Below are 24,472 nucleotides of genomic sequence, written 5' to 3'. Positions count from 1 at the left end.
GTTAAGCGGCTTGCGCGCATGTATCATGCAAAGTTAGAGTTTTTCATGCGAAGTTGGATAAATCATGACGCTGCGGCGCAGCAACTGGATGTGCTGCTGTTCGATGCCTTCTCGGCCCATTGCCTGGCCAATACGGTGGAGCCTCTGCGCGCCGCCAACACATTCGCCGGGCGGCAGGTCTATGCCTGGCGGTTCCTGACTCTCGACGGCGGTCCGGCAGTCTCTTCATCGGGGATGGAAGTGCGGGCGCATGGACGGCTGGCAGATTGTAGCGGCGACCTGCTGATTGCCATGCCGTCCTACGATTTCCTGCGCCATGCTACGGTTGCCACCGCCCGCGCGCTGAAGTCTGCCGCCCTGCGCTACAAAGCTTTGGCCGGCTTCGATACCGGCGCCTGGCTGCTGGCGCAGGCCGGTCTTCTGGAGGCGCGGCGCGCGACCATTCACTGGGAAGAGCTCGGCCGTTTCACCGAGGCCTTCCCGGACGTGCAGGCGGAACGCGCACGGCAAGTCTGGGACGGCAACCGCATCACTTGCACCGGCGCTCTGGCGGCCTTTGACACCATGATGGAACTGATCGGGGATCAGCATGGTGCCGCACTTCGGCTGGAGGTGGCCACGCTGTTCATGGCGCCCGAGGCAACAGAAACTCAGGACCCGATCCTTGTGCGCGGCAAATCCGTGGCCCGCGCAGTTGCGGTGATGCAGGCCAATCTGGAGACGCCTTTGCCGATTGCTGCCGTGGCCAGAAAGGCAGGCCGCAGCCAAAAGGATCTAGAGGCGCGAATGAAGGCCGAACTGGGCGCGACACCGCAGGCGGTCTACCGGCGGCTAAGGCTGATACACGCCAGAAAGCTTGTGTTAGAAACTGTTTTGAGTGTCTCAGAAATTGCCCTGCGCTGCGGCTATGACGACCCTAGCGCGCTGACCAGGGCCTTCAAAGCCGAGTTTGGAACCACCCCGCGTGCCTTGCGCTCTAGTAACTAGGCCTGCGTGACGGCCATCCACTGGTTCAGCCGCCAAAGCCCCCAGGCCAACGGGATCGCCGCCAGCCCGCCAACCACATAGGCCAGCGGCTCATCAGCAAAGGATTCGAACATCTGCGTGTAGGCATGGATCGCGGCAAAGGTCAGCGCTGCATTGAACAGCCCGCGCTGGTGACGCTGGGCCGCCCAGAAGATCACCGCCGCCAGCACCGCCGCCCAAAGCACCGAATAGACGCCTTCGGAGATGAACAGCGCACTGTCGCGGAAGGCATCACGAGCAGTGGCATAGGCATCCCAATCCGCATAACCATCGCTGTAACGGCCCGGCCCCCAGACGGTTTCGCCCACCACATCGCCCCACAGCGAGCCGACGAGAGCACAAAGATTGGCCACAACAAACCCCAGGATCGCCAGAACACGCAAATGCCGCGCGTCACGCTCAGCCAGCCGCGCTGCGCCCCAGACGCACAGCAGAATCAGCAGGACCATCTGCAGAATCGTCAGCGTCGATTCCGGCGAATAGAACACATAAGCCGCGTGAAAATAGCCGGTGCCGGTCTCCAGCATCTGGGCAAATGGCGCAATCGCCAGAGCAGTGACAAAGCGCACATCCACCTGCCAGCCTGCCAGACCAAGTGCCAAAGTGTAATAGAGCAGCACGATATTCCGGATTGGCGAGCCTATTTCATACTGCTGCAGCAGCAGTTCGATTCCGGCCAGATGCATCGCCAGCCCCATCAGCAGGATCGTCCCCAGGACAAATCCAGTGGACCAGGCCCCGCTCCGCCAGCGCCAGACGCAGATCGCTGCCACCAGTGCGCCGGCAGGCAGCATCACCCAGCCGGCAAAGTCCTCGTATTTGTCTGCCAGCTCAATGCCGGCGCCGCCCATCAGCATCCCGGCGCCGATCAGGGTGGCGGAATTGCCGAACATCCGCAGAATCTCCTTGCCGCGCGCCAGCACCGCCAGACCGCCGCCCAGCATGAGTATACCGGTGACAGCTACGGCTAGCGGATCTGCCAGCCAGAAGATGAACCCCGCCGTGGTCGCGATGATGCCGAAAAACAGAACCGCATTGACTGCCAGCAACACCATCACCTCGCGCGAGCGTCCCTCGATTTCGCGGGCCTGATCCGGTGTCAGGATGCCCTCCTCAACCAAGGCATTCGTATCGGCAATAGCGTGCATCAGCGGTCCTTCGCAAATTTGCTGCGGTTCCGCCCAGCATGGACCGGAGACCGCCCCGACGGAAAGGGAGGACTTCCCGCCGCTTACCCCTTGGGCCGGCTTGGCACCCCGGCATAACCGTTTTCACTCAGGATATACGCTTCCCGCAGACCGTGCGGCTTATCCGCAGGCAGTTGAAGGACGGTATGGCCCAAAGCCTCAGCCCGAGCCGCAGTGTGATCCTGGTCGCTGTCATACAGCAGGATCTCCACCCCGGCGCCGCGCGGCGGGTTTTCCGGCAAAAGAGTCAGCAGTGGATTTTCGGCATAGGTGCCGTCGCTGTGCAGTTGAAACATCTGTCCGCCGTAGGTGACGATGGCAAAATCCTTGCTCACTTGATGGCGCCTCATAGAAAAGGCGGTCTCTAAAAAAGAAATTTCAGCTGGAACATCCCGCACCGGCAGGTTCAGCCCGATCCCGCGCAGGGACCGACCGAAACTGTCTGCATCTGCATTCTCATAGTCCATAGGCCAATGTTTCCCGGAAACTGCAGGTCCAGCGATTCCAAAAGCGTCAGGCTTCGGCGCCTTTGCACCTGAAAAGATGAAGGTTTGGTGGCAATCGCCCCACCCCCCTTGCCTTCCCGGCTGTAATCAGAACAATTGGATCATGTCAGAGCAGAATTTCCCTAGCTGGCCCGAAACCGCCCCGAAACTGATCGATGTTGCCGCAGGACGTGCGCCTGCCGATACGGTGATCCGTCAGGGCATCTGGGTCAATGTGCACACCCGCGAGCTGCTGCCGGACCATGATATTGCCATCGTGGCCGGCCGTTTCGCTTACGTCGGGCCGGATGCTTCTTATTGCATCGGACCCGAAACACAGATCATCGAGGCCAAGGGCCGCTACATGATCCCAGGCCTGTGCGATGCGCACATGCATATTGAATCCGGCATGCTGACGCCGGCGGAATTTGCCCGCGCAGTGATCCCGCATGGCACCACCAGCATGTTCACCGACCCGCATGAGATCGCTAACGTGCTGGGACTGGACGGTGTGCGCTATATGCATGACGAGGCGCTGATGCAGCCCGTCAATATCTTTACCCAAATGCCCTCCTGCGCGCCCTCTGCGCCAGGGTTGGAAACAACAGGGCATGAGATTTCGCCCGAAGACGTGGAAGAGGCGATGAACTGGCCCGGCATCATTGGTCTGGGCGAGATGATGAACTTCCCCGGCGTGGCCAATGGCGACCCCAAGATGCTGGCCGAAATCGCCGCCACCCAGCGCGCGGGCAAAACCGTTGGCGGCCATTATGCCTCCCCTGATCTCGGCCCTGACTTCGCGGCTTATGTGGCAGGCGGCCCGGCGGATGATCACGAGGGCACCTGCGAAGCCGACGCCATCGCCCGTGTCCGCCAGGGGATGCGGTCGATGATGCGGCTGGGCTCCGCCTGGTACGACGTCGAAAGCCAGATTACCGCTGTGACAGAAAAGGGCCTCGATCCGCGCAATTTCATCCTTTGCACCGACGATTGCCACTCCGGCACCCTTGTCAATGACGGCCATATGAACCGGGTGGTGCGCCACGCCATTGCCTGCGGCTGCGATCCCGTCATCGCACTGCAGATGGCCACGATCAACACCGCCACCCATTTCGGGCTGGAGCGCGAGATCGGTTCTATCACCCCTGGCCGCCGCGCCGATCTGATCCTGACTTCCAGCCTTGCCGAACTGCCCATCGAAGTTGTGGTCGCGCGCGGCCGGATCGTCGCGGAAACAGGCGCTATTAAGGTCGAATGCCCGCATTACGACTGGCCTGCCAGCGCCCGTGGCACCGTGCATCTGGGTCACAAACTTACGGCAAAAGACTTTGAACTTGCCGCACCCGAAGGCGCCAATGCGGTCACCGCCAATGTGATCGGCGTGGTGGAAAACCAGGCTCCGACCAAGGCGCTGCAGGCGGAACTTCCGGTGCGCAACGGACTGGTCGAAGGCACTGGCGATATCTGCCAGATCGCGCTGGTCGAGCGCCACCGCGCCACCGGCGGCGTCACCAACGCCTTTGTCTCGGGCTTTGGCTACGCCGGCAGAATGGCGATGGCTTCAACCGTGGCGCATGACAGCCACCATATGATCGTGGTCGGCACCGACCGCGAACAGATGGCGTTGGCGGCCAACCGCTTGGCCCAAGTGGGTGGCGGCATCACCCTTTACAAGGACGGCAACGAACTGGCCCTGGTTGAGCTGCCGATTGCCGGCCTGATGTCCGACAGCCCAGCAACTGAAGTGGCTGCCAGGGCGCAAGTCATGATGGAGGCGATGGCGGCCTGCGGCTGCAGCCTGAACAACGCCTATATGCAGCACTCGTTGCTGGCCCTGGTGGTGATTCCGGAGCTCAGGATTTCCGACCTTGGTCTAGTCGACGTGCGCACTTTCCAGAAAATCCCGGTGATCGAGCCTGCTCAATGATAACAACAAAACACCCCGGCCACCCGCCAACCGAAACATTCAACGACGCAACCGAAGCGGTGGACCGGTTGGAGTTGCTGTACAATCAGGCCACCGGCTTCATCTGTGATGAGTTCACCAGGGCGATGGCCGACGGGGCACCAGACAACCAGCGCATCCGCGCCTACTACCCGGAAATCCGCATCACCACCTCTTCCTTTGCGCAGGTGGACAGCCGGCTCAGCTTTGGCCATGTGTCCGCCCCTGGCACCTACGCCACCACAGTGACCCGGCCGGACCTGTTCCGCAATTACCTGATCCAGCAGATCAACCTGCTCATCCGCAACCACGGCCAGCCGGTGACAATCGATGTCTCCGACACTCCGATTCCAGTGCATTTTGCAGTCGCCTCGCGCCCAGAGTTGACAGTGCCGCAGGACGGTGCTGCCGGGTTCACCCTGCGCGACGTCTTTGACGTGCCGGATCTCTCCACCACCAATGATGACATCGTCAACGGCACCTACCAGCCCGCCAACGGCACTGGCCCGCTGGCGTTGTTCACCGCCCAGCGCATTGACTACTCTCTGGCCCGGCTTAGCCACTACACAGCCACCAGCGCCGAGCATTTCCAGAACCACGTGCTATTCACCAACTACCAGTTCTATGTCGCCGAGTTTGAAGCATATGCCCGCTCCCAGCTGGCGGATCCGGGCACTGGCTACACCAGCTTTGTCAGTACCGGCGATCACGAGATCACCGACCACACCACCCCCATTCCCGCCGTGGGCAAGTTGCCGCAGATGCCGACCTACCACCTGAAAAGGCCGGACGGCGGCGGCATCACCCTGGTCAATATCGGCGTCGGCCCCTCAAACGCGAAAACCGCAACCGACCACATCGCGGTCCTGCGCCCGCATGCCTGGCTGATGGTGGGCCATTGCGCCGGCCTGCGGAACACCCAGGCACTGGGTGACTTTGTGCTGGCGCACGGATATCTGCGTGAAGACCATGTGCTTGATGACGACCTGCCGGTCTGGACCCCAATTCCGGCACTGGCGGAAATCCAGGTCGCGCTCGAAGAGGCTGTGGCCGAAATCACAGAGTACGAAGGTTTTGACCTCAAACGGATCATGCGCACCGGAACCGTCGCCACCATCGACAACCGCAACTGGGAATTGCGCGACCAGTCCGGCCCGGTGCAGCGCCTGTCCCAATCCCGCGCCGTCGCGCTGGACATGGAAAGCGCCACCATAGCCGCCAACGGCTACCGCTTCCGGGTGCCTTATGGCACGCTTCTGTGCGTCTCCGACAAACCGCTGCATGGGGAGCTCAAACTGCCGGGCATGGCCTCGGACTTTTACCAGACACAGGTTGCGCGGCATCTGCAAATCGGCATAAGAGCGATGGAACGCCTGCGCGGAATGCCTCTGGAGCGGTTGCACAGCCGGAAATTGCGCTCGTTCGATGAAACGGCCTTTCTCTAAGGCTGTTTTTTGCAGTTTTCCTAGAAAAAATGCCCATTTTTACCGGCCCGGCACGCACAATAAGTTGTGTTATCATACAACATAACGATAATATCCGGCGATGAGGCCCTAGAGTTCGGGCAGTTTAAGGAGACGAAGAATGTCCAAACCGATGACCAAAACCCAGCTTGTCGCCGCTCTGGCGGAAGAAATGGGCAGCGACAAAAAAGTCGCAGGTTCCGCCCTGGAAGCGGTCTGCTCGCTGATCACCCGCGAAGTGTCGGGCGGCGGTGCCGTGACTCTGCCGGGCGTCGGCAAGATCTACTGCCGCGAGCGCCCCGAGCGCGAAGTGCGCAACCCGGCCACCGGCGAGAAGTTCACCAAAGAAGCCGACAAAGTGGTGAAAATGACCATTGCAAAGGCGCTGAAAGACAGTGTGAACGGCTGATACCAGCTAACAGCCGGACGGTTTCAGGGCTGCCCTTTGCGGGCGGCCCTTTTCTTTTGCCCGGGTGCTTTCCGGCAGCGGAAAAGCTTCGCCCGCGGTCGCAGCGTTGATGCTTGCCAATGCCTTCTCTCACGCGCACCCTGCCGTCACGCCGGAGGAGGGCTGCCGCATGACTGATGTAAACCTGACCCTGATCCTTGGCGCGGCGTTTCTGGGCGCCGCCAGCCCTGGGCCCGCCACGCTCACCATTGCAGGCACCGCGATGCAGCATGGCCGCAAACCGGGGCTGGCATTGGCCGCTGGAGTTTGCTCCGGCTCATTGATCTGGTCTGTTTCTGCCGCTTTTGGCCTTGGTGCAGTGATGCTGGCCAATGCCTGGTTTATTGAAGCCGTCCGGTACATCGGGGCCGGATACCTGATGTATCTCGCAGTTCGGTCAGCCCGCTCCGCCCTGTGTCCCGGAACTCCAGTACTGCGCGCGGCACCAACACCCGCATTGCGCGTCGCTTATGCCAAGGGGCTGGCGCTGCACCTGACCAACCCAAAGGCGGCGCTGTTTTTTGGGTCGCTTTACGCCATCGGTATCCCGCCGGGAACCCAACCATCGGAGCTGCTGACCGTCATGGGGGCTATTGCAGTTCAAAGCGCGCTGATCTTCCATGGTTACGCACTGCTATTCTCCAGTCCCGCGGCCGCCCGGATCTATCTGCGCCTGAGCCGAGGATTCGAGGCGGCCTTTGCCGCCGCCTTTGCCACCGCCAGCTGGCAGATTTTTGCGGCCAGGCTGAACTGACATGCCTTGACCCTCTGGCACAATTTCCGGAGTGTCCGCAGCAACAGAGAGGAATTCACGATGGATGGACGCGCCATTGCCATGGGGCTGGCTTTTGCCCTGATGTGGTCTTCGGCCTTCACGTCAGCACGGATCATCGTGCAGGATGCCTCACCGCTGTTCTCGCTTGCTGTCCGGTTCCTGATTTCCGGCCTGATCGGCGTCGCCATTGCCCGTGCCATCGGTCAAAGCTGGCGGCTGACCCCGGGCCAGTGGCGCGCCACGGTAATCTTCGGCATCTGCCAGAACGCCCTGTACTTGGGCCTGAACTTCGTTGCCATGCAGTGGATTGAGGCCTCGCTGGCCGCGATCATCGCCTCCACCATGCCGTTGCTGGTCGCGCTGGCGGGCTGGGCGCTGTTCGGTGAACGCCTGCGCCCCCTGGGTTACGCCGGACTGGCGGCAGGCATCCTCGGCGTGGCAATGATCATGGGCACCCGTCTTGGTGCCGGCGTCGACATGTTCGGGGTATTCCTCTGCGTCATAGGCGTACTGGCGCTGACCGCGGCGACGCTTGCCTTGCGCGGCGCCACGTCAGGCGGCAATTTCATGATGGTGGTGGGGCTGCAGATGCTAATCGGCTCTGCCATCCTGTTTGCGGCCGCCCCGCTGACCGAGGAGATCTTTGTGCGCCCCACCCTGCGGCTGGCGCTGGCCTTTACATATACCACAGTGGTGCCGGGCCTGATGGCCACCCTCATCTGGGTGATGCTGCTGAACCGCATCGGCGCGGTGCGGGCCGCCACTTTCCACTTCCTCAACCCGGTTTTTGGCGTCGCTGTGGCCAGTATATTGCTGGGTGAAAAACTCGGTCCGATGGATGTGCTGGGCGTGGCCATTGTCACTGCTGGTATTCTCGCTGTTCAGCTTGCCCGCCAGCCCGCCGAGCCGCCAACGGCGCTGTCCCGCGAAGCAAAACCGGGCTGATGCCGGTGTATGCCGGCTGGGCCCGGCACGCCTGACGGCGCCCGGACCGTTGCAACCTTCCGCGCTTCCGCTTTACTCTGATCCGCAGAAACCCAGCAGGAGGACGCGGCATGAGCGCGCAATTGACCAAAGTGCTTGCGGCCATCGACGCCGCCAACACCCAGGACCCCAACCAGGAAGACGGGCAGCCTGCCGCACTGCTTTACGGCCAACGTATGAGCGAACAGCAGCTGCGCCTGTTTCCCGATGCTCCTGACGCACTGCAGATCGCCGCCCGCGGCCAGCATGTGGAGCGCTGGAAGCTGCAACGCAGCAGCTTCCCTGAAGGCCGCGCCGGCTATCTCGCCTGGCGCAAGGCCGAGGCCGAACACCATGCTCGGGTGGTCACTGACCTGATGCAAGAGGCAGGCTATGGCGCAGACGATACAGACGCCGCCGCCAGGATGCTGCGCAAGGAGGGCATTAAGCGCGACGACCAGGTGCAGGCACTGGAGGACATCATTTGCTTTGTCTTCCTGAAGTGGTATTTTGCCCCCTTCGCCGCCAAACACCCCGCGGAGAAGGTGCAGCGCATCGTCAAAAAAACCGCCCGCAAAATGTCGCCGGAGGCCCGCGCACGGGTGCTGACAGAGTTCGACCTGCCCGGGGATCTGGCCGGCGCCTTTGCCGCCTGACCAGACCCGCCCCCCGGCACACGGCTTTGCGAGCCGCCTGTAACAGGGCTTTGCATTTGCACCCGCACACCCCATGTTCTGCAGCAACGCGAACAGGCGGGAGGACACCATGACAAAATACACCAAGACCCCGGACGCCATTGCCGCCCTTTCGGAGGAAGCATATTATGTGACCCAGAATGCGGGCACCGAGCGCCCCGGTACCGGCAAGCTGCTGCATAACAAAGCGCCGGGCATCTATGTGGACATCGTATCGGGCGAACCGCTGTTTGCCTCCTCGGACAAATACGAGAGCGGCTGCGGCTGGCCCAGCTTCACCAAACCTATTGAGACCGCGCATGTTCAGGAGCTGGAGGACCGCACCCTCGGCATGATCCGCACCGAAGTCCGCTCCACCCATGGCGACAGCCACCTCGGCCATGTCTTCCCCGACGGGCCGATGGACCGCGGCGGCCTGCGCTACTGCATCAACTCGGCGTCGCTGCGCTTTGTCCACCTGGACGATATGGAAGCAGAGGGCTATGGCGCCTACATCAATCAAGTGGAGGCCGGAAAATGAGCACAACTGAACGCGCCGTCCTGGCAGGCGGCTGTTTCTGGGGCATGCAGGAACTGATCCGCAAGCGTCCCGGCGTCATCAGCACCCGCGTCGGTTATACTGGCGGGGATGTGCCCAACGCCACTTACAAGAACCACGGCACCCATGCCGAAGGCATTGAGATCATCTTCGACCCCGCCGTCACATCATACCGGGAGATACTGGAGTTCTTTTTCCAGATCCACGACCCGACCACGCTGAACCGTCAAGGCAATGATCTGGGTGCCAGCTACCGCTCGGCGATCTATTATACGGATGCGGCCCAAAAGGCTGTGGCAGAGGACACGATAGCCGATGTCGATGCCTCCGGTATCTGGCCCGGCAAGGTTGTCACCGAATTGGAACCCGAGGGCGATTTCTGGGAAGCCGAGCCCGAGCACCAGGACTACCTGCAGCGGCTGCCGAGCGGTTACACCTGCCATTTCGCGCGCCCCGATTGGGTGCTGCCTAAACGGGGTGCTGCTGCGGAATAGAGCCACACATAGGCATCTTCAACCCCGCCCGCACCGGCGGGGCTTTTTCCTGCGCGGCATCCGCCCCGGCCAGCCACTTCTTTCCGGTCAAAAATATTCCCGCCGGAGGCAGCGGATTCTCCCTCAAACCCGCTTCACTCTAACCAGCTTCAACCGTGCGCCACCCGCGGGCGTCCGCTGGCTTCTACTGTCAGCGTGCCTTCGACAAACACCTCCCGCGCCTCCACCTGCGCCGTGCGGATATCACGCTCCACATGCACATGGATGTCTTTCGCGCCGGCCTCTTCCGCCGCGCCCCGCGCTTCCTCGGCAAGGGCGGCCTCCAGCACCTTCAGCGCCTCGCCGGATGCTTGATAATCCACCGGCCCGCTTTCGAGATGGACGCGGAATTTGCCCTCAGCGGGGACCGTCACGGTTCCGCTGCGCCGCATAGTGATCCTGCCGACTACGGCGCCAATCGCATTGGCAACCCCCGCATGCTGGGGAAGGATCATGTTGCAGTGAAGCCGCTCGCCCACCGCCGGGTAGTAACTGTGCGCCGAGGCGCCTAGCCCCACCACATCCACATTCACCGATGCTTCCATCGCAACCAATCCGCGGTGACCCGCCAGCGCGCGCTGCATCAACACATGCCGCGCCAACTCGTTTTCCGGCAGGCCGAAGCTTTCAGCTTCCTCGGCAAAAGCAGACTCTAACAAAGTCAAAGCGGTTTGTTCCGTGAGCTGATCGATGATCATCTGCGCCAGCCCCGCGGCATCCTTTGCCACCATGTCGCCGCTGCCCACCCGACGGCGGGCGAAAACCGTCAGCGCCTTCTCGGCCGCCTCCCGGTCCCAGGCATCAGCCCGGCCCAGCACATGGCTGGCATCCGACGGCGTCACCCCCGACACCTGCACCAGCCCGCGATCCACCAGCCGGTTCAACGAGCCATGCTCCATCCGGGTGCGCAAGATTTGCCCCAGAGGATGCACATGCATCCCGATCCGCGCCAGCAGTCCCGCCTCGCGCTCGCTGAGGCCCGCGACCGGCACGCCCGGCACCGCGCGAACAAATCGCCCGTCATGCTCGCCGATGGTACTGGCACGCAATTGCGCGTCCAGCGCTGCATGCACCACTTCCGGTGCTTCCGAGGCGATCAGCGAGACCGGAACCACGCGGCGCGGGCCAAGCGTCAAACCTCCCGCGAGGCCGCTGGTGGTCAGATGCACTTGGCTGTCACCACCAAGACCTGTGGTGCGCATCGCCACCGCCTCTACCATGGTGCGGAACGCGCCGACCCGCGCGCCTGCCGGATCAATCGCCGGCTTGCCATCCTTGATCAGCGCCACATCGGTGGTGGTGCCGCCTATGTCGCTGACCAGCGCATGCTCAACACCAGTCATCCAGCGCGCGCCCACGATCGATGCCGCAGGCCCTGACAGGATCGTTTCAATCGGCCGCTCCCGCGCCTGTTCGCCGCTCATCAGCGCCCCGTCGCCGCGCACCACCATCATCGGGGCCTCGATGCCCAAATCCCGCAGCGTGTCCTGCGCCCGGCCGATCAGCCGGTCGATCATCCCGATCAGCCGCGCATTCAGCACCGCTGTCACCGCCCGCTTGGGCCCATTCAGCTTGGCCGACAACTGGTGCGAACAGGTCACTGGCGCGCCAGTCATCTCATGGATAATACGCGCTGCCTCAATCTCATGCGCCGGATTGCGGGTGGCAAAAACACCAGCCACCGCGAACCCCGTCACCCCCGGCCCTTCGGTTTGCAAGAACGCTTCCAGCGCCACAGCATCCAGCGGCGCCGCCTCGCTGCCCGCATAGGTGTGGCCGCCGGCCAGCACCAGCGCCGGGTCGCCCTTCAGGGCATCCTTCAGCCCGTGCCGGTCCAGGTCGTTGTCGGAAAACCCAATATAGATCAGTGCCACCCGGCCGCCCTGGCCCTCAACCAGCGCATTGGTGGCCAGCGTGGTGGAGAGTGCGGCCAGCGATACCTGCTCCGGCGTCACGCCGGACTGGTCCAGCACGGCGCGGATCGCGCCGCCCACGCCGATTGCCAGATCCTGGCGCGTTGTCAGCGATTTGGCGGTGGCGATCACCTCCTTTTCGTCGCGGATCAGCACCGCATCTGTATAGGTTCCGCCTGTATCCACACCCAGCAAAAGCGCCATGCCCGGTCCTTTCCGCCTCTGTTCGCCGGAACGGGTCTAACGCCTATTTTCGCCGCGTCCATCCTGTTTGCGTCACGAAAGCCTTTGAACCGCCCAAGCCGCCGCATCTGCCACCGCAGCATCCGGATCCTGCGTCAGGCCCCGCGCCACCTTTCGCAGTTCCGGCAAGCCAGAATTGCCAATCGCATACAAGACATTGCGCACAAACCGGTTGCGCCCGATCCGCTTGATGGGAGAACCAGCAAACATCGCCCGGAATTCCGCATCATCCAAGGCGGCCAGTTCCGCTAGTTTCGGCGCCTTAAGCTCGTCCCGCGCAGCATAGCGCATGTCACTTGCTGCAACGGCAAACTTGTTCCAGGGGCAGGCCGCCAGACAATCATCGCAGCCATAGATCCGGTTGCCCAGTTTGGCGCGCAGTTCTTCCTCCACCGGCCCCTTGTGCTCGATGGTGAGGTAGGAAATACAGCGCCGGGCATCGACTTGGTAAGGGGCCGGGAAGGCATCCGTCGGGCAGCTGTCCAGACAAGCCCGGCACGACCCGCAGCGGTCCGGCTCAGCCGCATCCGCAGGCAACTCTAGCGTAGTAAAAACAGAGCCTAAAAAGGCCCAGTTGCCCCAATCCCTACTAACCAGATTGCTATGCTTTCCCTGCCAGCCCAGGCCCGCCGCCATGCCCAGCGCTTTTTCCGGTACTGGCGCGGTATCCACAAATACCTTCACTTCGCAAGGCTCTGCCGCCACTGCAATCAGCCAGCGCGCCAGCCGCTTCAGCCGTTTCTTGACCAGATCGTGATAGTCCTTGTTGCGAGCGTAAACCGAAACTGCGCCGCGGTCAGATTGCCCCACAACCGCCATCGGGTCCTCTTCAGGCGTATAGCTTTCCGCCAGCATGATCACCGACTGCGCTTCGGGCCACAGCTGTGCCGGATCGCTACGCCATGCGGTCCGTTCTGCCATCCAGCCCATCTGCCCGTGGTATCCAGCGTCCAGAAACGCCTGCAGCCGCGCAGGAACTTGCGGCACATCCCACGGGCGGCATATTCTGCAAGAGACAAACCCCTCCGCCAGCGCCTGGGACACCAGCCGTTCTTTCAACGCAGCACTCATCTTCTTTCTGGTCCCAAATACTCCGGGGTGAATTGGGCCAAAGGCCCAAGAGGGGCAGCGCCCCTGTTCCGTCCTATCAGAAATCCAAGTCGGTGTAATGCGGCGGCGGCCGGAACCCAGGCACCTGATCCGCCAGGATCGACCGGAACGCAGGCCGAGACTTGATCTTGGCGTACCAGTCTTTGACCACTGCCGAGCGGTTCCAGTCCACATCCGAGATGTAGTCCAGAGACGACAGATGCGCCGCCGCTGCAAAATCCGCCAGTGTCATCATGTCCCCTGCCAGCCAGCGCCGATGGTCCAGCAACCAGGCCATGTAATCCAGATGGTACTTGATCGCCTTGGCGCCGGCCTTCACATTGCGGCTGTCAGGATAGCCTTCGCCGGTAATTTTCTTGTTCACCCGCTCATACAGCAGCTTCGAGGTCACCTCGCTGTGGAACTTGTCGTCGAACCAGCTGACCAGCCGGCGCATTTCATAGCGGCCCTCAGCATCGCGGGGCATCAAGCATGGCTCAGGCCGGGTTTCTTCCAGATATTCGCAGATCGCCGCGCTTTCGGACATCATCTTGCCATCTAGGCGGATCACCGGGATCTTTGCCGCCGGGTTGCGGCGCAGAAAATCAGCATCCTGCTCCCAATAGCGCTCCTCGACCAGTTCCACCTCGATTTTCTTTTCCGCCAGTGACAGCCGCACCTTGCGGCAAAACGGGGACAGGGGAACGTGATAAAGGCGCGCCATGGCTACAGAGGATCTCCAAAAAATACAGCGGATGGCCCAGCAATGCCTCGGCCAGAAGAAAGATTCAATCCTCGAAACAGGCGGCCCGGCCATCTGCGCGAATGGTGGCCGCCCCATCCGCGATCTGTGCGGCACGGCGCTGGACAAATCTGCTGGGGCGGCGGGCGGAGCGGTCCTTGGGATCGGGCAGCACAGCAGCGATCAACGCCGCCTGCCGGGCGCTGAGTTCGTTGGGGCCAACTCCGAAATACTTGCGCGCCGCAGCCTCGGCGCCAAATACGCCCTCATCCATTTCGGCCACGTTCAAATAAACCTCAAGGATGCGCTTCTTGCTCCAGACGGCCTCGACCGCCGGGGTCAGCAGCGTTTCCAGCACTTTGCGCGGCCAGCTGCGGCCCTGCCACAGGAACACATTCTTGACCACCTGCTGTGAAATGGTCGAACCGCCGCGGGCGCCGCCCGCCTCAATCGCTGCCTGAATGGCGCGGGCATCAAAACCCCAGTGGCGGCAGAACTGCGCATCCTCGGCGGCCACCACCGAGCGCGTCAGCACCGGGGCGATTTCCTCAAGCGGCACCCACATCCGGTCGACCTCACCCAAACGGCGCTGCTCAGCCCAGATCGTATGGGTGACCGGCGGGTTCACCACCGAAAACAGCAGGATAAGGAAAAGAAACACCGCCGCCACGGCCAGAAGCGTCCGCACTAGCCAGCGCCGAAGCCAGCGCAGGGGCTGAACCTTCAGCCTTGCCGCCTTCTTACTGCTCTTGGCTCTCTTCTTATTTGCAACAGCCTTTGCCATACCCCTCTATAGGCCAGCATGCCCCGGGTAACCAACCGCCAAAAAGCAAACCCCGCAAGCAATTGCCTGCGGGGTCTGTGTTCAAGTCTTTAGCTTGGCTTATTCTGCCGGAACAGCCGCCTGTTCCTGCATCACAGGATGCGCGAGTTTGTCGAGCATCTCCTTCGGACAGACCTGCAGGAAATTAGCCTTCTCGATGTCCCAGTGCTGTAGGATGTCTGCGGCCTTCTGGCTGCCGGTTTCCTCCAGGTGGCGGGCAATCAGGGTTTTCAGCTCCGCTTCCCAATGCGCCACGGTCAACGGACAGGTGACCAGAGATTCCATGTTCATCATGGTCTCCGCCTTGCCGTCGGGATCGTAAAGATACGCCATTCCGCCGGTCATGCCCGCGCCGAAATTGGCGCCGATCGAACCCAGAATCACCGCCACACCGCCGGTCATGTACTCACAGCCGCAGGCACCGCAGCCTTCGATTACAACCGTGGCACCCGAGTTGCGCACGCCGAACCGCTCGCCTGCGCGGCCTGCCGCGAAAAGATAACCGTCCGTCGCACCGTACAGTACAGTATTGCCAATGATGGTGTTCTCAGACGCTTTCAGCGGGCTCACCTGCGGCGGACGCACCACAATGGTGCCGCCCGACAGGCCCTTGCCGACATAGTCATTTGCATCGCCCGACACTTCCAGCTTCAACCCCGGTGCTGCAAATGCGCCCAGCGACTGCCCGGCGGACCCTTGCAGCTTCACCGTCAGGTGATCCGGCTGGAACGAATTCCGCATACCGAAGTTGCGCACGATATGGCTGGAAGTGCGGGTGCCTACGGTGCGGTGGGTGTTCTGCACCGCATAAGACAGCTGCATCTTCTCGCCGTCCTGCAGGAAGCGGGCGGCATCGCGCACGATCTCCGCATCCAGCGTGTCCGGCACCGCATTGCGGTCCTTGTCGCGGTTATAGACGATGTTGGCAGAACCATCGACGGTGATCAGCAGCGGGTTCAGATCCAGATCATCCAGGTGCGCGGATCCGCGCGACACCTGCGCCAGCAGGTCGGCGCGGCCGATCACCTCGTCAAGCGAGCGGGCACCGATGGAGGCAAGGATCTCCCGCACTTCCTGCGCATAGAAGGTGATCAAGTTCACCACCTTGTCCGCATTTCCGGTGAACTTGCCGCGCAGCGCTTCGTCCTGGGTGCAGACGCCAACCGGGCAGGTGTTGGACTGGCACTGGCGCACCATGATGCAGCCCATGGCGATTAGCGCCGCGGTGCCAATGCCGTATTCCTCGGCGCCCAGCATTGCGGCCATGACAATATCGCGGCCGGTGCGCAGGCCGCCGTCGGTACGCAAGGTCACCCGCTCGCGCAGGTTGTTCATCGCCAGCACCTGATGCGCTTCCGTCAGGCCCATCTCCCACGGCAGGCCCGCATATTTGATCGAGGTAGCAGGCGACGCCCCGGTGCCGCCATTGTGGCCCGAAATCAGGATTACGTCGGCTTTTGCCTTGGCCACGCCGGCCGCAATGGTACCAACGCCGGAAGACGCCACCAGCTTTACCGTCACCTTGCAGCGCGGGTTGATCTGCTTGAGGTCATAGATCAGCTGGGCCAGATCCTCGATCGAGTAGATATCGTGATGCGGCGGCGGCGAGATCAGGGTAACACCCTTGGTCGAGTGGCGCAGTCGGGCAATCAGGTCGGTGACCTTCATCCCCGGCAGCTGTCCGCCCTCGCCGGGCTTGGCGCCCTGCGCCACCTTGATTTCCAGCTCTTCACACTGGTTCAGGTATTCTGCGGTTACACCAAAACGGCCCGAAGCGACCTGCTTGATCTTCGCAGACGGGTTATCACCGTTCGGTTCCGGCACGAAATGTGCTGGATCTTCACCACCCTCGCCCGAATCGGATTTGGCCCCGATCCTGTTCATCGCCACATTCAGCGTCTTGTGCGCCTCGGGGCTCAGCGCGCCCAAGGACATACCCGGGGTCACAAACCGCTTGCGGATCGAGGTGATCGATTCCACTTCCTCAATCGGCACAGCGTTGCCCATTGGCTTGATCTGCAACAGGTCGCGTAGGTGGATCGGCGGGTTCGACTGCATCTTGGCTGAATACTGCTTCCACAGCTCGTAAGACGCGCGGTTGCAGGCCATCTGCATCATATGCATCGAGGTCGCTTCCCAGGCGTGGGTCTCGCCCGATTTGCGCGCCTTGTAGAAACCGCCGATCGGAAGGATCCCTTCCTGCGTCTTCCAGGCCTTGGCATGGATCTCCTCCGCCTTGGTCTGGATACCGGTCACACCGATGCCGGAAATGCGGCTGGTCATGCCCGGAAAATACTCGGCGCACATGGCGCGGGACAGGCCCACGGCCTCAAAGTTCAGTCCGCCGCGATAGGAGGACACAACCGAGATCCCCATTTTGGCCATGATCTTCAACAGACCCTGGTCGATAGCCTCGCGGTAGCGGGCGACATTTTCGGTAAGGCTGCCGTCCAGCAGCCCGCGATCAATGCGGTCGGCCAACGAATCCTCGGCCAGGTAGGCGTTCACCACGGTGGCGCCGCAGCCGATCAGCACTGCAAAGTAATGCGGATCGACGCACTCGGCGGAGCGCACGTTCAGCGAACAGAAGGTCCGCAACCCTTTGCGGGTCAGATGCGAATGCACGGCGGAGGTCGCCAGAATCATCGGCATCGCCACTTTGCCCGCATCCGAGTACTGATCGGTCAGCACGATGTGGCCCGCACCTGAGCGCACCGCTTCCTCAGCCTCTCCCCGGATCCGCTCCAGCGCTGCGCTCAGCGATCCGCGGCCCGGTGCAAAGCTGCAATTGATCTCGGCCAGCGGCGCGTTGAACTGCTGGACCAGCTTGTCCCACTGGGCATTGCCCACAAATGGGCTTTCCAGCACGATGATCTCGGTCTGCGAGCTGTCCTCGTCCAGAACGTTCTTCAGGTTACCGAACCGGGTCTTCAGCGACATCACCCGGTATTCACGCAATGAGTCGATCGGCGGGTTAGTCACCTGGCTGAAGTTCTGGCGGAAGAAGTGGCTCAGCGGGCGGTACATCTTGGAGAGCACCGCAGAGGGCGTGTCGTCGCCCATCGAGGCCAGAGATTCCTTGCCGTCCTCTGCCATCGGCGCCAGGATCTGCTCCAGTTCCTCAATGGTATACCCGGCAGCAACCTGACGGCGGCGCAGCTCTTCACCGGTGAACAGCGGCTGCTCGGGCGCGCTGGCCAGGGTGGTGTCCAGATCGTTGATCCGCTTGACCCAATCGCCAAACGGCAACGCCCGGGACAGTTTGTCTTTGATCTGCTGGTCGTTGAACAGTTTGCCCTTCTGCATGTCGACTGCCAGCATCTGACCCGGCCCCAAGGCGCCCTTTTCAATCACAGATGCCTCGTCAATCGGCACCATGCCGGCCTCGGAACCCGCAATCAACAGCCCGTCGCCGGTCACCACATAGCGCATCGGACGCAGACCATTTCGGTCCAGGCCCGCACAGACCCAGCGGCCGTCGGTCATTGCCAGCGCAGCGGGGCCGTCCCAGGGCTCCATCACCGAATTGCAGTAGGAATACATGTCACGCCAGGCCTGCGGCAGCTCCACGGCCTGCTTGGACCAGCTTTCCGGCACCAGCATGGTTTTCGCCATCGGCGCGGAGCGGCCCGCGCGCACCAGCACCTCAAACACGCCGTCCAGCGCCGCCGAATCCGATGCACCGCCCGGCACGATCGGCTTGATGTCTTCGGCATGGTCGCCAAAGGTCGCCGACGCCATGCGGATCTCATGGCTCTTCATCCAGTTCAGATTGCCCTTCAGCGTGTTGATCTCACCGTTGTGGGCCAGCATGCGGAACGGCTGCGCCAGCCACCATTGCGGGAAGGTGTTGGTGGAATACCGCTGGTGATAGATCGCAAAGGCGCTTTCGAACCGCGCGTCCATCAGGTCCGGATAGAACACTGCAACCTGCTCGGCCAGCATCATCCCTTTGTAAATGATCGAGCGGCAGCTGAGCGATGCAATATAAAGGCCCGAGATCGCCGCGGCATTAGCCGCCTTCTCGATCCGGCGGCGGATCACATACAGTTCACGCTCGAATGTTTCCTCATCCACGCCCTTGGCGTTGGAAATCAGGATCTGCTCGATCTCCGGTCGGGTCGCATTGGCCTTCTCACCCAGGCAGGCTACATCCACCGGCACATGGCGCCAGCCATAGATGGAATAACCCATACGCAGAACTTCGGTTTCCACGATGGTCCGGCAACGTTCCTGCGCACCAAAGTCAGTGCGTGGCAGGAACACCTGCCCAACGGCCATCAGCTCATCCTGGCGCGGCTCGTGGCCGGTGCGGCGGATCTGGTCATAAAAGAAGGGAACCGGGATCTGCACATGGATTCCCGCGCCATCACCGGTCTTGCCGTCAGCATCCACCGCGCCGCGGTGCCAGATCGCCTTCAGCGCATCAATGCCGGCCTCAACCACCTTGCGGCTTTTCTTGCCGTCAACCGAGACCACCAGGCCCACGCCGCAGGAGGAATGCTCTTCCTCTTCCGCATACAAGCCATTTTCAGCCATCCACTTGCGCTTGGCTTCCTCGGCGCGCACCCAATCGGCATCATATTTGGTCATTGGCTGTTTCCTTCTACGGAGGGGGCAAACATCTCGATCACGTCAGCTCCGGTCAGCTTCCGGCTGCTGCTTTCGAATCCGTAGCCCTCTGGCTTTTTGTCTATGTAAAGTTCCAGGCGCAATTCATTGCCGCCTGCGTTTTCAAACAGGCCAGCCGACATCTGTGTCTGACCCTTATGTTCTCCTGCGGTCATCCTGTACCAAAGCGCCGATCCGCATTTGCCGCAGAACGCACGCTCGGCCCAGCCGGAGGATTCATATGTATGCACCGGCCCCAACGCCGCATAGCCGCTGGCCGCCTGAAAGCTCAGGTAAGGACCGCTGGCCCAGCGCTGGCACATCTCGCAATGGCAGGCGGAAATGGAGGCGCGCGCAGGCGTGGCGGTGACGGTCACCGCGCCGCACATGCATTGTCCCTGCAATTCACTCATGTCCATCTACCTTCTGCTGGCTGGGTCAGAATTAGTGACCTTGCTGCGGTTTATTATTGCTCTGCCGGCGCACAGGCGGTGTAAGGCAGGCCGCCGACCTATTCCGCCGCCAATGCTGTCTTTCTGTTGAAGGTCTCAAGGATCGCCTCGGCGCAGTCGCGGCCATCCTTGATCGCCCAAACCACCAGCGAGGCGCCGCGCACGATGTCACCCACCGCATAGACGCCGTCCAGATCGGTCGCGCCGGTCTTGAAAGCTGCCTTGACGGTTCCCCAGCGCGTCACCGGCAGCTCCGGCTGGTTCCACAGCGCGGGCAGCTGTTCCGGTTCAAATCCAAGGGCCTTGATGACCAAGTCGGCCTCTTCGACGTAGTCCGCGCCTTCGATCACTTCCGGCGCCTGGCGGCCCGAAGCATCCGGCTGACCAAGGCGCATTTTCTGCACCATCACACCGGCAACTTTGCCGCCCTCATCGGTAAAGCCCTTGGGCGCTGACAGCCATTCGAAGACCACGCCTTCTTCCTCGGCGTTCTGAGTTTCCCGCTGCGATCCCGGCATGTTGGCACGGTCGCGGCGGTACAGGCATTTGACCGATGTTGCGCCCTGACGGATTGAGGTCCGCACGCAGTCCATCGCGGTATCACCGCCGCCGATCACCACAACCTTCTTGCCTTCGGCGTTCAGGCTGCCATTGTCGAACTCGGCAACCTCGTCGCCAAAACTTTTCTTGTTCGACGCGCACAGGAAGTCGATCGCCTTAACGATCCCCTCCGAACCGCTGCCCGGCATTGCCAGATCGCGCGATTTATAGACGCCGGTGGCAATGATAACTGCGTTATGCTTGCTGCGGATCTCCTCAAACGTGATGTCCTCGCCGACGTTGCAGTTCAGCTTGAATGTCACCCCGCCATCGGCCAGCAGCTTGTTACGGCGCTCGACCACATCCTTTTCGAGCTTAAAGCTGGGGATGCCATACATCAGCAGCCCGCCTGCCCTGTCGTAACGGTCATAGACGGTGACTTGCACGCCGGCCTTGCGAAGCATGTCTGCTGCTGCGAGGCCGCCAGGGCCGCCGCCGATGATGCCGACGCTCTCGCTGCGCTCGGCCAGTGGCGCTGCGGGTTTCACCCAACCGTTTTCCCAGGCGGTGTCGGTGATGTATTTTTCAACCGAGCCGATGGTGACAGTGCCATGGCCTGACTGCTCGATCACGCAATTGCCTTCGCACAGGCGGTCTTGCGGGCAGATGCGGCCGCAGATCTCGGGAAAGGTATTGGTAGCCTGGCTGGCGGCATAGGCCTCTTCCAAACGGCCGGTTGCAGTCAGGCGGAGCCAATCCGGGATGTTGTTGTGCAGCGGGCAGTGGCTTTGGCAATAAGGCACACCGCACTGGCTGCAGCGGCTGGCCTGTTCCTCGGCCTTGGCAGCAGCGTACTCTGCGTAGATCTCATTGAAGTCTTCCTTGCGTACACTTGCGTCACGCTTTTGAGGCATGTCGCGTTCGATCTGCACGAATTTCAGCATCGGTTGCTTGGCCACGGGCTGGACTCCATCGTTTGTCTGGCTGCGCAGGCACCATTGCAGGTACCAATACGCTTTTATGTCAACTTTGCTGACCTATTTTGCCAGCGCTTGATTTCTGATACCCTGTTTTTCAGAAATGTACAGAATTTTTAAGACCGAACCGGACCTTAATATCCGCTTTCCAAACCGGAGCCGGGATTTATACAGAGTCACGACAGTTTACGGCCCGCCCGCGGCCAGTGAGGGATGATTTCAGGATGCCGCTTTTCCAACTGGTCCTGGTTGCGCTTATCCAAGGTATTACCGAATTCCTGCCAGTTTCCTCCTCCGGCCATCTGATTCTGCTGCCCGGATTGACTGGGCTCAAGGATCAAGGACAGGTGATTGATGTTGCTGTGCATGTCGGCACCCTGGCCGCAGTACTGATCTACTTCTGGAGCGATGTGCGTGAGGGCCTTGCGGGTCTGCCCCGCGCCCTGACCGGTCGGCTGGACACCCCCGGATCCAAACTTGCAATGGGTCTGATTATCGCCACCATCCCCACTGTCCTGTTCGGAGCGATACTGCATTTCACCGGCCTCAGCCATTCTTTGCGGTCAATGGCAGTGATCGGCTGGACCATGCTGGGCTTCGGGCTGGTTCTGTATTGGGCCGATCAGAAAGGCGCTGAGGTGAAACAGTCCAGCGACTGGGGCATCCGCGATGCCCTGATCATGGGCCTTTGGCAGATGTTGTCACTGATCCCCGGCACTTCGCGCTCGGGCATTACCATCACCGGTGCGCGGCAACTGGGCTATACCCGTGAGGACGGCGCCCGCATTGCCATGCTGATGTCGATCCCGACCATCATCGCCTCCGGCGTTCTGCTGGGCACCGAAGCCGCACTGGAAGCCAATACCGCGCTGATGCGGGACGCAGGGATTGCTGCGGCTCTGGCGATGTTGTCGGCGCTGGCCGCGCTTAGCCTGATGATGCGGCTGCTGCGCTCGGTCAGTTTCACGCCTTATGTGATCTACCGGGTGATCCTGGGCATTATTCTTCTATCCATCGCTTACGGCAGCTAAAGCTGAAACGAAAAAGCGCGGGGAGATCCCCGCGCAATCAAACCCTTGAACCGGCAGAAATATCAGGCGCCGTTACGCAGATTCCGAGCCGACTTGGTCATCTCGTCATACTGGCCGGAGGGGCGGAATTTCCACAGGTAATCCGGCAGAACCGACCCTAGTGTCATTGGGTTGATACCTAGTTCTCCAAATCCCTTGGCGCCTTCCGACACCACATTATCCGCCTTCAGACTCCGCAACTGGTCACGTGTCAGCACCTTGTTCTCAATCAGTTGGAAGCTGGCCGCCTGCAGCATGTCAAACCCGAAGGCCACCAGCCACGCGGCAGGGCGCGGCAGCGACAGGATCAAGCGGCGGCGGTGGATCACCTCCAGCATCTGCGCCATCAGCGTGCGGAAGCTTTTAACCTCGGGACCGCCAAGTTCGTAGATGCCGCCTGCAGCCTCTCCCAGTGCCGCCTTGGCGGCGGCTTTGGCCACATCATCAACAAATACCGGCTGGAAATTGGTGGAGCCCGCCGCAATCGGCAGGATCGGCGACAGCCGGGTCATGCCGGCAAAGCGGTTAAAAAATTCGTCCTCGTTCCCGAAGATTACCGAGGGGCGCAAAATCACCGCACCAGGAAAGCTCTGCAGCACCGCGGCTTCTCCTGCGGCTTTGGTTTTGGCATATTCACTGGGGCCATTGGCATCGGCGCCTATCGCCGAGATATGCACCAGGCTGGACACGCCCTGCTGCGACGCGATCCGCGCGATACGGCCCGCGCCTTCGGAATGGATAGTGCTAAAGGTGTTCTTTCCAAGTTCATTCAGGACACCGACGCAGTTCACAACCGCATCCGCGCCCTGCATCACCCTGGCCACAGAATTGTCATCGCGGATGTTGCAGAACACTGGCTCAACCTGGCCCGGAACGCCGTAAGGCTTCACATGTATGGCTTCGTTGGGACGACGCACAGCCACCCGCACGCGCCAGCCTTCCTTGGCCATGCGCCGCGTAATGTAGCGGCCCACGAAACCGGATCCGCCATAGATCGTGACCAGTTTGGACATCATTTGGCTCCTGAACTTAGCTGCCCCTAAGCTCTAGCGCCGCAAGGGTCGCCGAACAAGGAGCAAAACAGGAGCTGCGGCCGCAATGGGGGCGAAAACTGCAGGAGCCGTTAACAGCTTCCAATGAATTCGCCGGGTTGGTTAATCCCGCTTTCAACCCTTAACTGTCAGAATGAAGCGATGCAGCGAAAACACCTCTGTTTCTCAACCTGTTCAGGGGGTCGGTTCCAGTGGTAAGCGAGCAAGGCAAAGAACTGATCCGGCAGTGCTTTGAAAGCGAGCGGATGAATATCGAAGCCTTTGTGCCGCCATTCTACTCAGAACTCTTTGCCGTCTGCCCGGATATCCAGAGCCTGTTTCCTGACGATCTAACCCAGTAAGAGGAAAAACTGCTCGCCTCGCTGCCCCATATCTCCGAAGCGCTGGTTGATTTCGAGCGGCTGGATTCGCTCCTCCAGCAGCAGGGTGAGAAGCACCGCTAACTTGAGGTGTCAGACGCCCATTTCCATGGTTTCATAGGCAGCTTCACTGGTGCTCTCGCCGACACACTGGGCCCGGATTGGAACAACGTAAAACAGCAGGCCTGGCCAACTTCCCTGCCCCATGTTGCGTTTAAGATGGGCTTTCCCACTTAGCGTTGAGGTGAACGGGACCGGCATTCAGGCCCAAGCTGGAATTTAGATGGTTTTCCGTTTGACGCCTCTAACGAACCATCTTATACGCCGGTCTCACGACACCTGCCCAGGTGGCGGAATTGGTAGACGCGCTAGCTTCAGGTGCTAGTGTTCGTAAGGACGTGGAGGTTCGAGTCCTCTCCTGGGCACCATATCCCTGATATTCTTGCGCGCTTCTGTTCTGGATCGGTATCTACCGGCTCCCGCAAACTGTTTGCCCTTTTCCTCAGAGCGCGGACAGAGCGGCAAGAGTACTGCCGCTCTGTG

22 protein-coding genes and 1 tRNA gene are annotated in these 24,472 nt (G+C 61.4%); 12 read left to right on the top strand and 11 right to left on the bottom strand.

Annotated features, from left to right (window positions below; all coding sequences use genetic code 11):
• Positions 1-45: 45 nt before the first annotated feature.
• On the top strand, positions 46-987 hold the full coding sequence (locus tag METH_RS19550) for a GlxA family transcriptional regulator (protein WP_024092208.1): 942 nt from the start codon (positions 46-48) through the stop codon (positions 985-987).
• On the opposite strand, the gene METH_RS19545 is transcribed toward METH_RS19550, so the two are convergent.
• Both METH_RS19545 and METH_RS19540 read right to left on the bottom strand, forming a co-directional pair.
• Positions 984-2,174 (bottom strand): hypothetical protein, encoded by a 1,191-nt coding sequence (locus METH_RS19545; RefSeq protein WP_024092207.1) that lies wholly within the window; start codon positions 2,172-2,174, stop codon positions 984-986. The genes METH_RS19550 and METH_RS19545 overlap by 4 nt on opposite strands.
• 83 nt (positions 2,175-2,257) lie before the next feature.
• Positions 2,258-2,680 carry a VOC family protein gene (locus tag METH_RS19540; RefSeq protein WP_024092206.1) on the bottom strand — a complete coding sequence of 141 codons (423 nt, stop codon included), beginning with the start codon at positions 2,678-2,680 and terminating at the stop codon, positions 2,258-2,260.
• A gap of 142 nt (positions 2,681-2,822) precedes the next feature.
• Between METH_RS19540 and ade the strand changes: the two genes are divergently transcribed.
• The 8 genes from ade (at position 2,823) to msrA (ending at position 10,019) form a co-directional block, all read left to right on the top strand.
• Complete coding sequence (gene ade / locus METH_RS19535) at positions 2,823-4,625, top strand: adenine deaminase (protein WP_024092205.1); 1,803 nt, start codon at positions 2,823-2,825, stop codon at positions 4,623-4,625.
• Positions 4,622-6,088, top strand: a complete 1,467-nt coding sequence (locus tag METH_RS19530) for an AMP nucleosidase (RefSeq protein WP_024092204.1) — start codon at positions 4,622-4,624, stop codon at positions 6,086-6,088. Before ade ends, METH_RS19530 begins: the two co-directional genes overlap by 4 nt.
• Positions 6,089-6,227: 139 nt before the next feature.
• Entirely contained in the window at positions 6,228-6,515 is a 288-nt protein-coding gene (locus METH_RS19525) for an HU family DNA-binding protein (protein WP_019297532.1), read from the top strand.
• A 169-nt stretch (positions 6,516-6,684) separates the two neighbouring features.
• Positions 6,685-7,308, top strand: coding sequence for a LysE family translocator (locus tag METH_RS19520; RefSeq protein WP_024092202.1), 624 nt, complete (start codon positions 6,685-6,687; stop codon positions 7,306-7,308).
• A gap of 60 nt (positions 7,309-7,368) precedes the next feature.
• Positions 7,369-8,274 carry a DMT family transporter gene (locus tag METH_RS19515; protein WP_024092201.1) on the top strand — a complete coding sequence of 302 codons (906 nt, stop codon included), beginning with the start codon at positions 7,369-7,371 and terminating at the stop codon, positions 8,272-8,274.
• Between the two features lie 110 nt (positions 8,275-8,384).
• A complete protein-coding gene (locus tag METH_RS19510) occupies positions 8,385-8,948 on the top strand; it encodes a DUF4202 domain-containing protein (protein ID WP_024092200.1) in 564 nt (187 codons plus the stop codon).
• Positions 8,949-9,057: 109 nt separating this feature from the next.
• Complete coding sequence (gene msrB / locus METH_RS19505) at positions 9,058-9,507, top strand: peptide-methionine (R)-S-oxide reductase MsrB (RefSeq protein ID WP_024092199.1); 450 nt, start codon at positions 9,058-9,060, stop codon at positions 9,505-9,507.
• Positions 9,504-10,019: a peptide-methionine (S)-S-oxide reductase MsrA gene (gene msrA / locus METH_RS19500; protein WP_024092198.1), complete on the top strand. Its 516-nt coding sequence runs from the start codon at positions 9,504-9,506 to the stop codon at positions 10,017-10,019. Before msrB ends, msrA begins: the two co-directional genes overlap by 4 nt.
• A gap of 149 nt (positions 10,020-10,168) precedes the next feature.
• On the opposite strand, the gene METH_RS19495 is transcribed toward msrA, so the two are convergent.
• The 8 genes from METH_RS19495 to METH_RS24995 all read right to left on the bottom strand — a co-directional run bounded on the left by METH_RS19495 (position 10,169) and on the right by METH_RS24995 (position 21,816).
• Positions 10,169-12,175 carry a hydantoinase/oxoprolinase N-terminal domain-containing protein gene (locus METH_RS19495; RefSeq protein WP_024092197.1) on the bottom strand — a complete coding sequence of 669 codons (2,007 nt, stop codon included), beginning with the start codon at positions 12,173-12,175 and terminating at the stop codon, positions 10,169-10,171.
• A 72-nt stretch (positions 12,176-12,247) separates the two neighbouring features.
• Positions 12,248-13,285 (bottom strand): tRNA epoxyqueuosine(34) reductase QueG, encoded by a 1,038-nt coding sequence (queG, locus tag METH_RS19490; RefSeq protein WP_024092196.1) that lies wholly within the window; start codon positions 13,283-13,285, stop codon positions 12,248-12,250.
• A gap of 76 nt (positions 13,286-13,361) precedes the next feature.
• Complete coding sequence (fzlA, locus tag METH_RS19485; protein ID WP_024092195.1) at positions 13,362-14,027, bottom strand: FtsZ-binding protein FzlA; 666 nt, start codon at positions 14,025-14,027, stop codon at positions 13,362-13,364.
• A gap of 64 nt (positions 14,028-14,091) precedes the next feature.
• Positions 14,092-14,829 carry a monofunctional biosynthetic peptidoglycan transglycosylase gene (mtgA, locus tag METH_RS19480; protein WP_024092194.1) on the bottom strand — a complete coding sequence of 246 codons (738 nt, stop codon included), beginning with the start codon at positions 14,827-14,829 and terminating at the stop codon, positions 14,092-14,094.
• 99 nt (positions 14,830-14,928) lie between these two features.
• Positions 14,929-19,461, bottom strand: a complete 4,533-nt coding sequence (gltB, locus tag METH_RS19475) for a glutamate synthase large subunit (protein WP_024092193.1) — start codon at positions 19,459-19,461, stop codon at positions 14,929-14,931.
• A complete protein-coding gene (locus METH_RS19470; protein ID WP_024092192.1) occupies positions 19,458-19,892 on the bottom strand; it encodes a GFA family protein in 435 nt (144 codons plus the stop codon). The genes gltB and METH_RS19470 overlap by 4 nt, the downstream gene beginning before the upstream one ends.
• A gap of 98 nt (positions 19,893-19,990) precedes the next feature.
• A complete protein-coding gene (locus tag METH_RS19465) occupies positions 19,991-21,430 on the bottom strand; it encodes an NAD(P)-dependent oxidoreductase (RefSeq protein WP_024092191.1) in 1,440 nt (479 codons plus the stop codon).
• 194 nt (positions 21,431-21,624) lie between these two features.
• A complete protein-coding gene (locus METH_RS24995; RefSeq protein WP_245603005.1) occupies positions 21,625-21,816 on the bottom strand; it encodes a hypothetical protein in 192 nt (63 codons plus the stop codon).
• On the opposite strand from METH_RS24995, the gene METH_RS19460 reads away from it, so the two are divergent.
• Positions 21,727-22,479, top strand: coding sequence for an undecaprenyl-diphosphate phosphatase (locus METH_RS19460; protein WP_245603003.1), 753 nt, complete (start codon positions 21,727-21,729; stop codon positions 22,477-22,479). The two genes, METH_RS24995 and METH_RS19460, sit on opposite strands and share 90 nt — an antisense overlap.
• Before the next feature lie 62 nt (positions 22,480-22,541).
• Here the strand turns inward: METH_RS19460 and METH_RS19455 are convergent, their stop codons facing one another.
• Positions 22,542-23,531, bottom strand: coding sequence for a complex I NDUFA9 subunit family protein (locus METH_RS19455; protein WP_024092189.1), 990 nt, complete (start codon positions 23,529-23,531; stop codon positions 22,542-22,544).
• Between the two features lie 230 nt (positions 23,532-23,761).
• On the opposite strand from METH_RS19455, the gene METH_RS24990 reads away from it, so the two are divergent.
• Together METH_RS24990 and METH_RS19445 are read left to right on the top strand one after the other, a co-directional pair.
• Positions 23,762-23,911, top strand: a complete 150-nt coding sequence (locus METH_RS24990) for a globin family protein (RefSeq protein WP_024092188.1) — start codon at positions 23,762-23,764, stop codon at positions 23,909-23,911.
• A 359-nt stretch (positions 23,912-24,270) separates the two neighbouring features.
• Positions 24,271-24,357 (top strand) — tRNA-Leu (locus tag METH_RS19445).
• Positions 24,358-24,472: the final 115 nt, after the last annotated feature.

This window comes from Leisingera methylohalidivorans DSM 14336, assembly GCF_000511355.1.
Lineage (GTDB): Bacteria > Pseudomonadota > Alphaproteobacteria > Rhodobacterales > Rhodobacteraceae > Leisingera > Leisingera methylohalidivorans.
This window is presented reverse-complemented; position numbering and strand designations above follow the sequence as displayed.

Excerpts from the sequence above, each read along its gene's own strand:
- ade (WP_024092205.1), top strand. The coding sequence starts at position 2,823 with ATGTCAGAGCAGAATTTCCCTAGCTGGCCCGAAACCGCCCCGAAACTG.
- msrA (WP_024092198.1), top strand. The coding sequence starts at position 9,504 with ATGAGCACAACTGAACGCGCCGTCCTGGCAGGCGGCTGTTTCTGGGGC.
- queG (WP_024092196.1), bottom strand. The coding sequence starts at position 13,285 with ATGAGTGCTGCGTTGAAAGAACGGCTGGTGTCCCAGGCGCTGGCGGAG.
- METH_RS19540 (WP_024092206.1), bottom strand. The coding sequence starts at position 2,680 with ATGGACTATGAGAATGCAGATGCAGACAGTTTCGGTCGGTCCCTGCGC.
- METH_RS19545 (WP_024092207.1), bottom strand. The coding sequence starts at position 2,174 with ATGCACGCTATTGCCGATACGAATGCCTTGGTTGAGGAGGGCATCCTG.
- METH_RS19530 (WP_024092204.1), top strand. The coding sequence starts at position 4,622 with ATGATAACAACAAAACACCCCGGCCACCCGCCAACCGAAACATTCAAC.
- METH_RS19550 (WP_024092208.1), top strand. The coding sequence starts at position 46 with ATGCGAAGTTGGATAAATCATGACGCTGCGGCGCAGCAACTGGATGTG.
- METH_RS19525 (WP_019297532.1), top strand. The coding sequence starts at position 6,228 with ATGTCCAAACCGATGACCAAAACCCAGCTTGTCGCCGCTCTGGCGGAA.
- METH_RS19470 (WP_024092192.1), bottom strand. The coding sequence starts at position 19,892 with ATGAGTGAATTGCAGGGACAATGCATGTGCGGCGCGGTGACCGTCACC.
- METH_RS19510 (WP_024092200.1), top strand. The coding sequence starts at position 8,385 with ATGAGCGCGCAATTGACCAAAGTGCTTGCGGCCATCGACGCCGCCAAC.
- METH_RS19515 (WP_024092201.1), top strand. The coding sequence starts at position 7,369 with ATGGATGGACGCGCCATTGCCATGGGGCTGGCTTTTGCCCTGATGTGG.
- METH_RS19520 (WP_024092202.1), top strand. The coding sequence starts at position 6,685 with ATGACTGATGTAAACCTGACCCTGATCCTTGGCGCGGCGTTTCTGGGC.
- METH_RS19455 (WP_024092189.1), bottom strand. The coding sequence starts at position 23,531 with ATGTCCAAACTGGTCACGATCTATGGCGGATCCGGTTTCGTGGGCCGC.
- msrB (WP_024092199.1), top strand. The coding sequence starts at position 9,058 with ATGACAAAATACACCAAGACCCCGGACGCCATTGCCGCCCTTTCGGAG.
- mtgA (WP_024092194.1), bottom strand. The coding sequence starts at position 14,829 with ATGGCAAAGGCTGTTGCAAATAAGAAGAGAGCCAAGAGCAGTAAGAAG.
- fzlA (WP_024092195.1), bottom strand. The coding sequence starts at position 14,027 with ATGGCGCGCCTTTATCACGTTCCCCTGTCCCCGTTTTGCCGCAAGGTG.
- METH_RS19495 (WP_024092197.1), bottom strand. The coding sequence starts at position 12,175 with ATGGCGCTTTTGCTGGGTGTGGATACAGGCGGAACCTATACAGATGCG.
- gltB (WP_024092193.1), bottom strand. The coding sequence starts at position 19,461 with ATGACCAAATATGATGCCGATTGGGTGCGCGCCGAGGAAGCCAAGCGC.
- METH_RS24995 (WP_245603005.1), bottom strand. The coding sequence starts at position 21,816 with ATGCACAGCAACATCAATCACCTGTCCTTGATCCTTGAGCCCAGTCAA.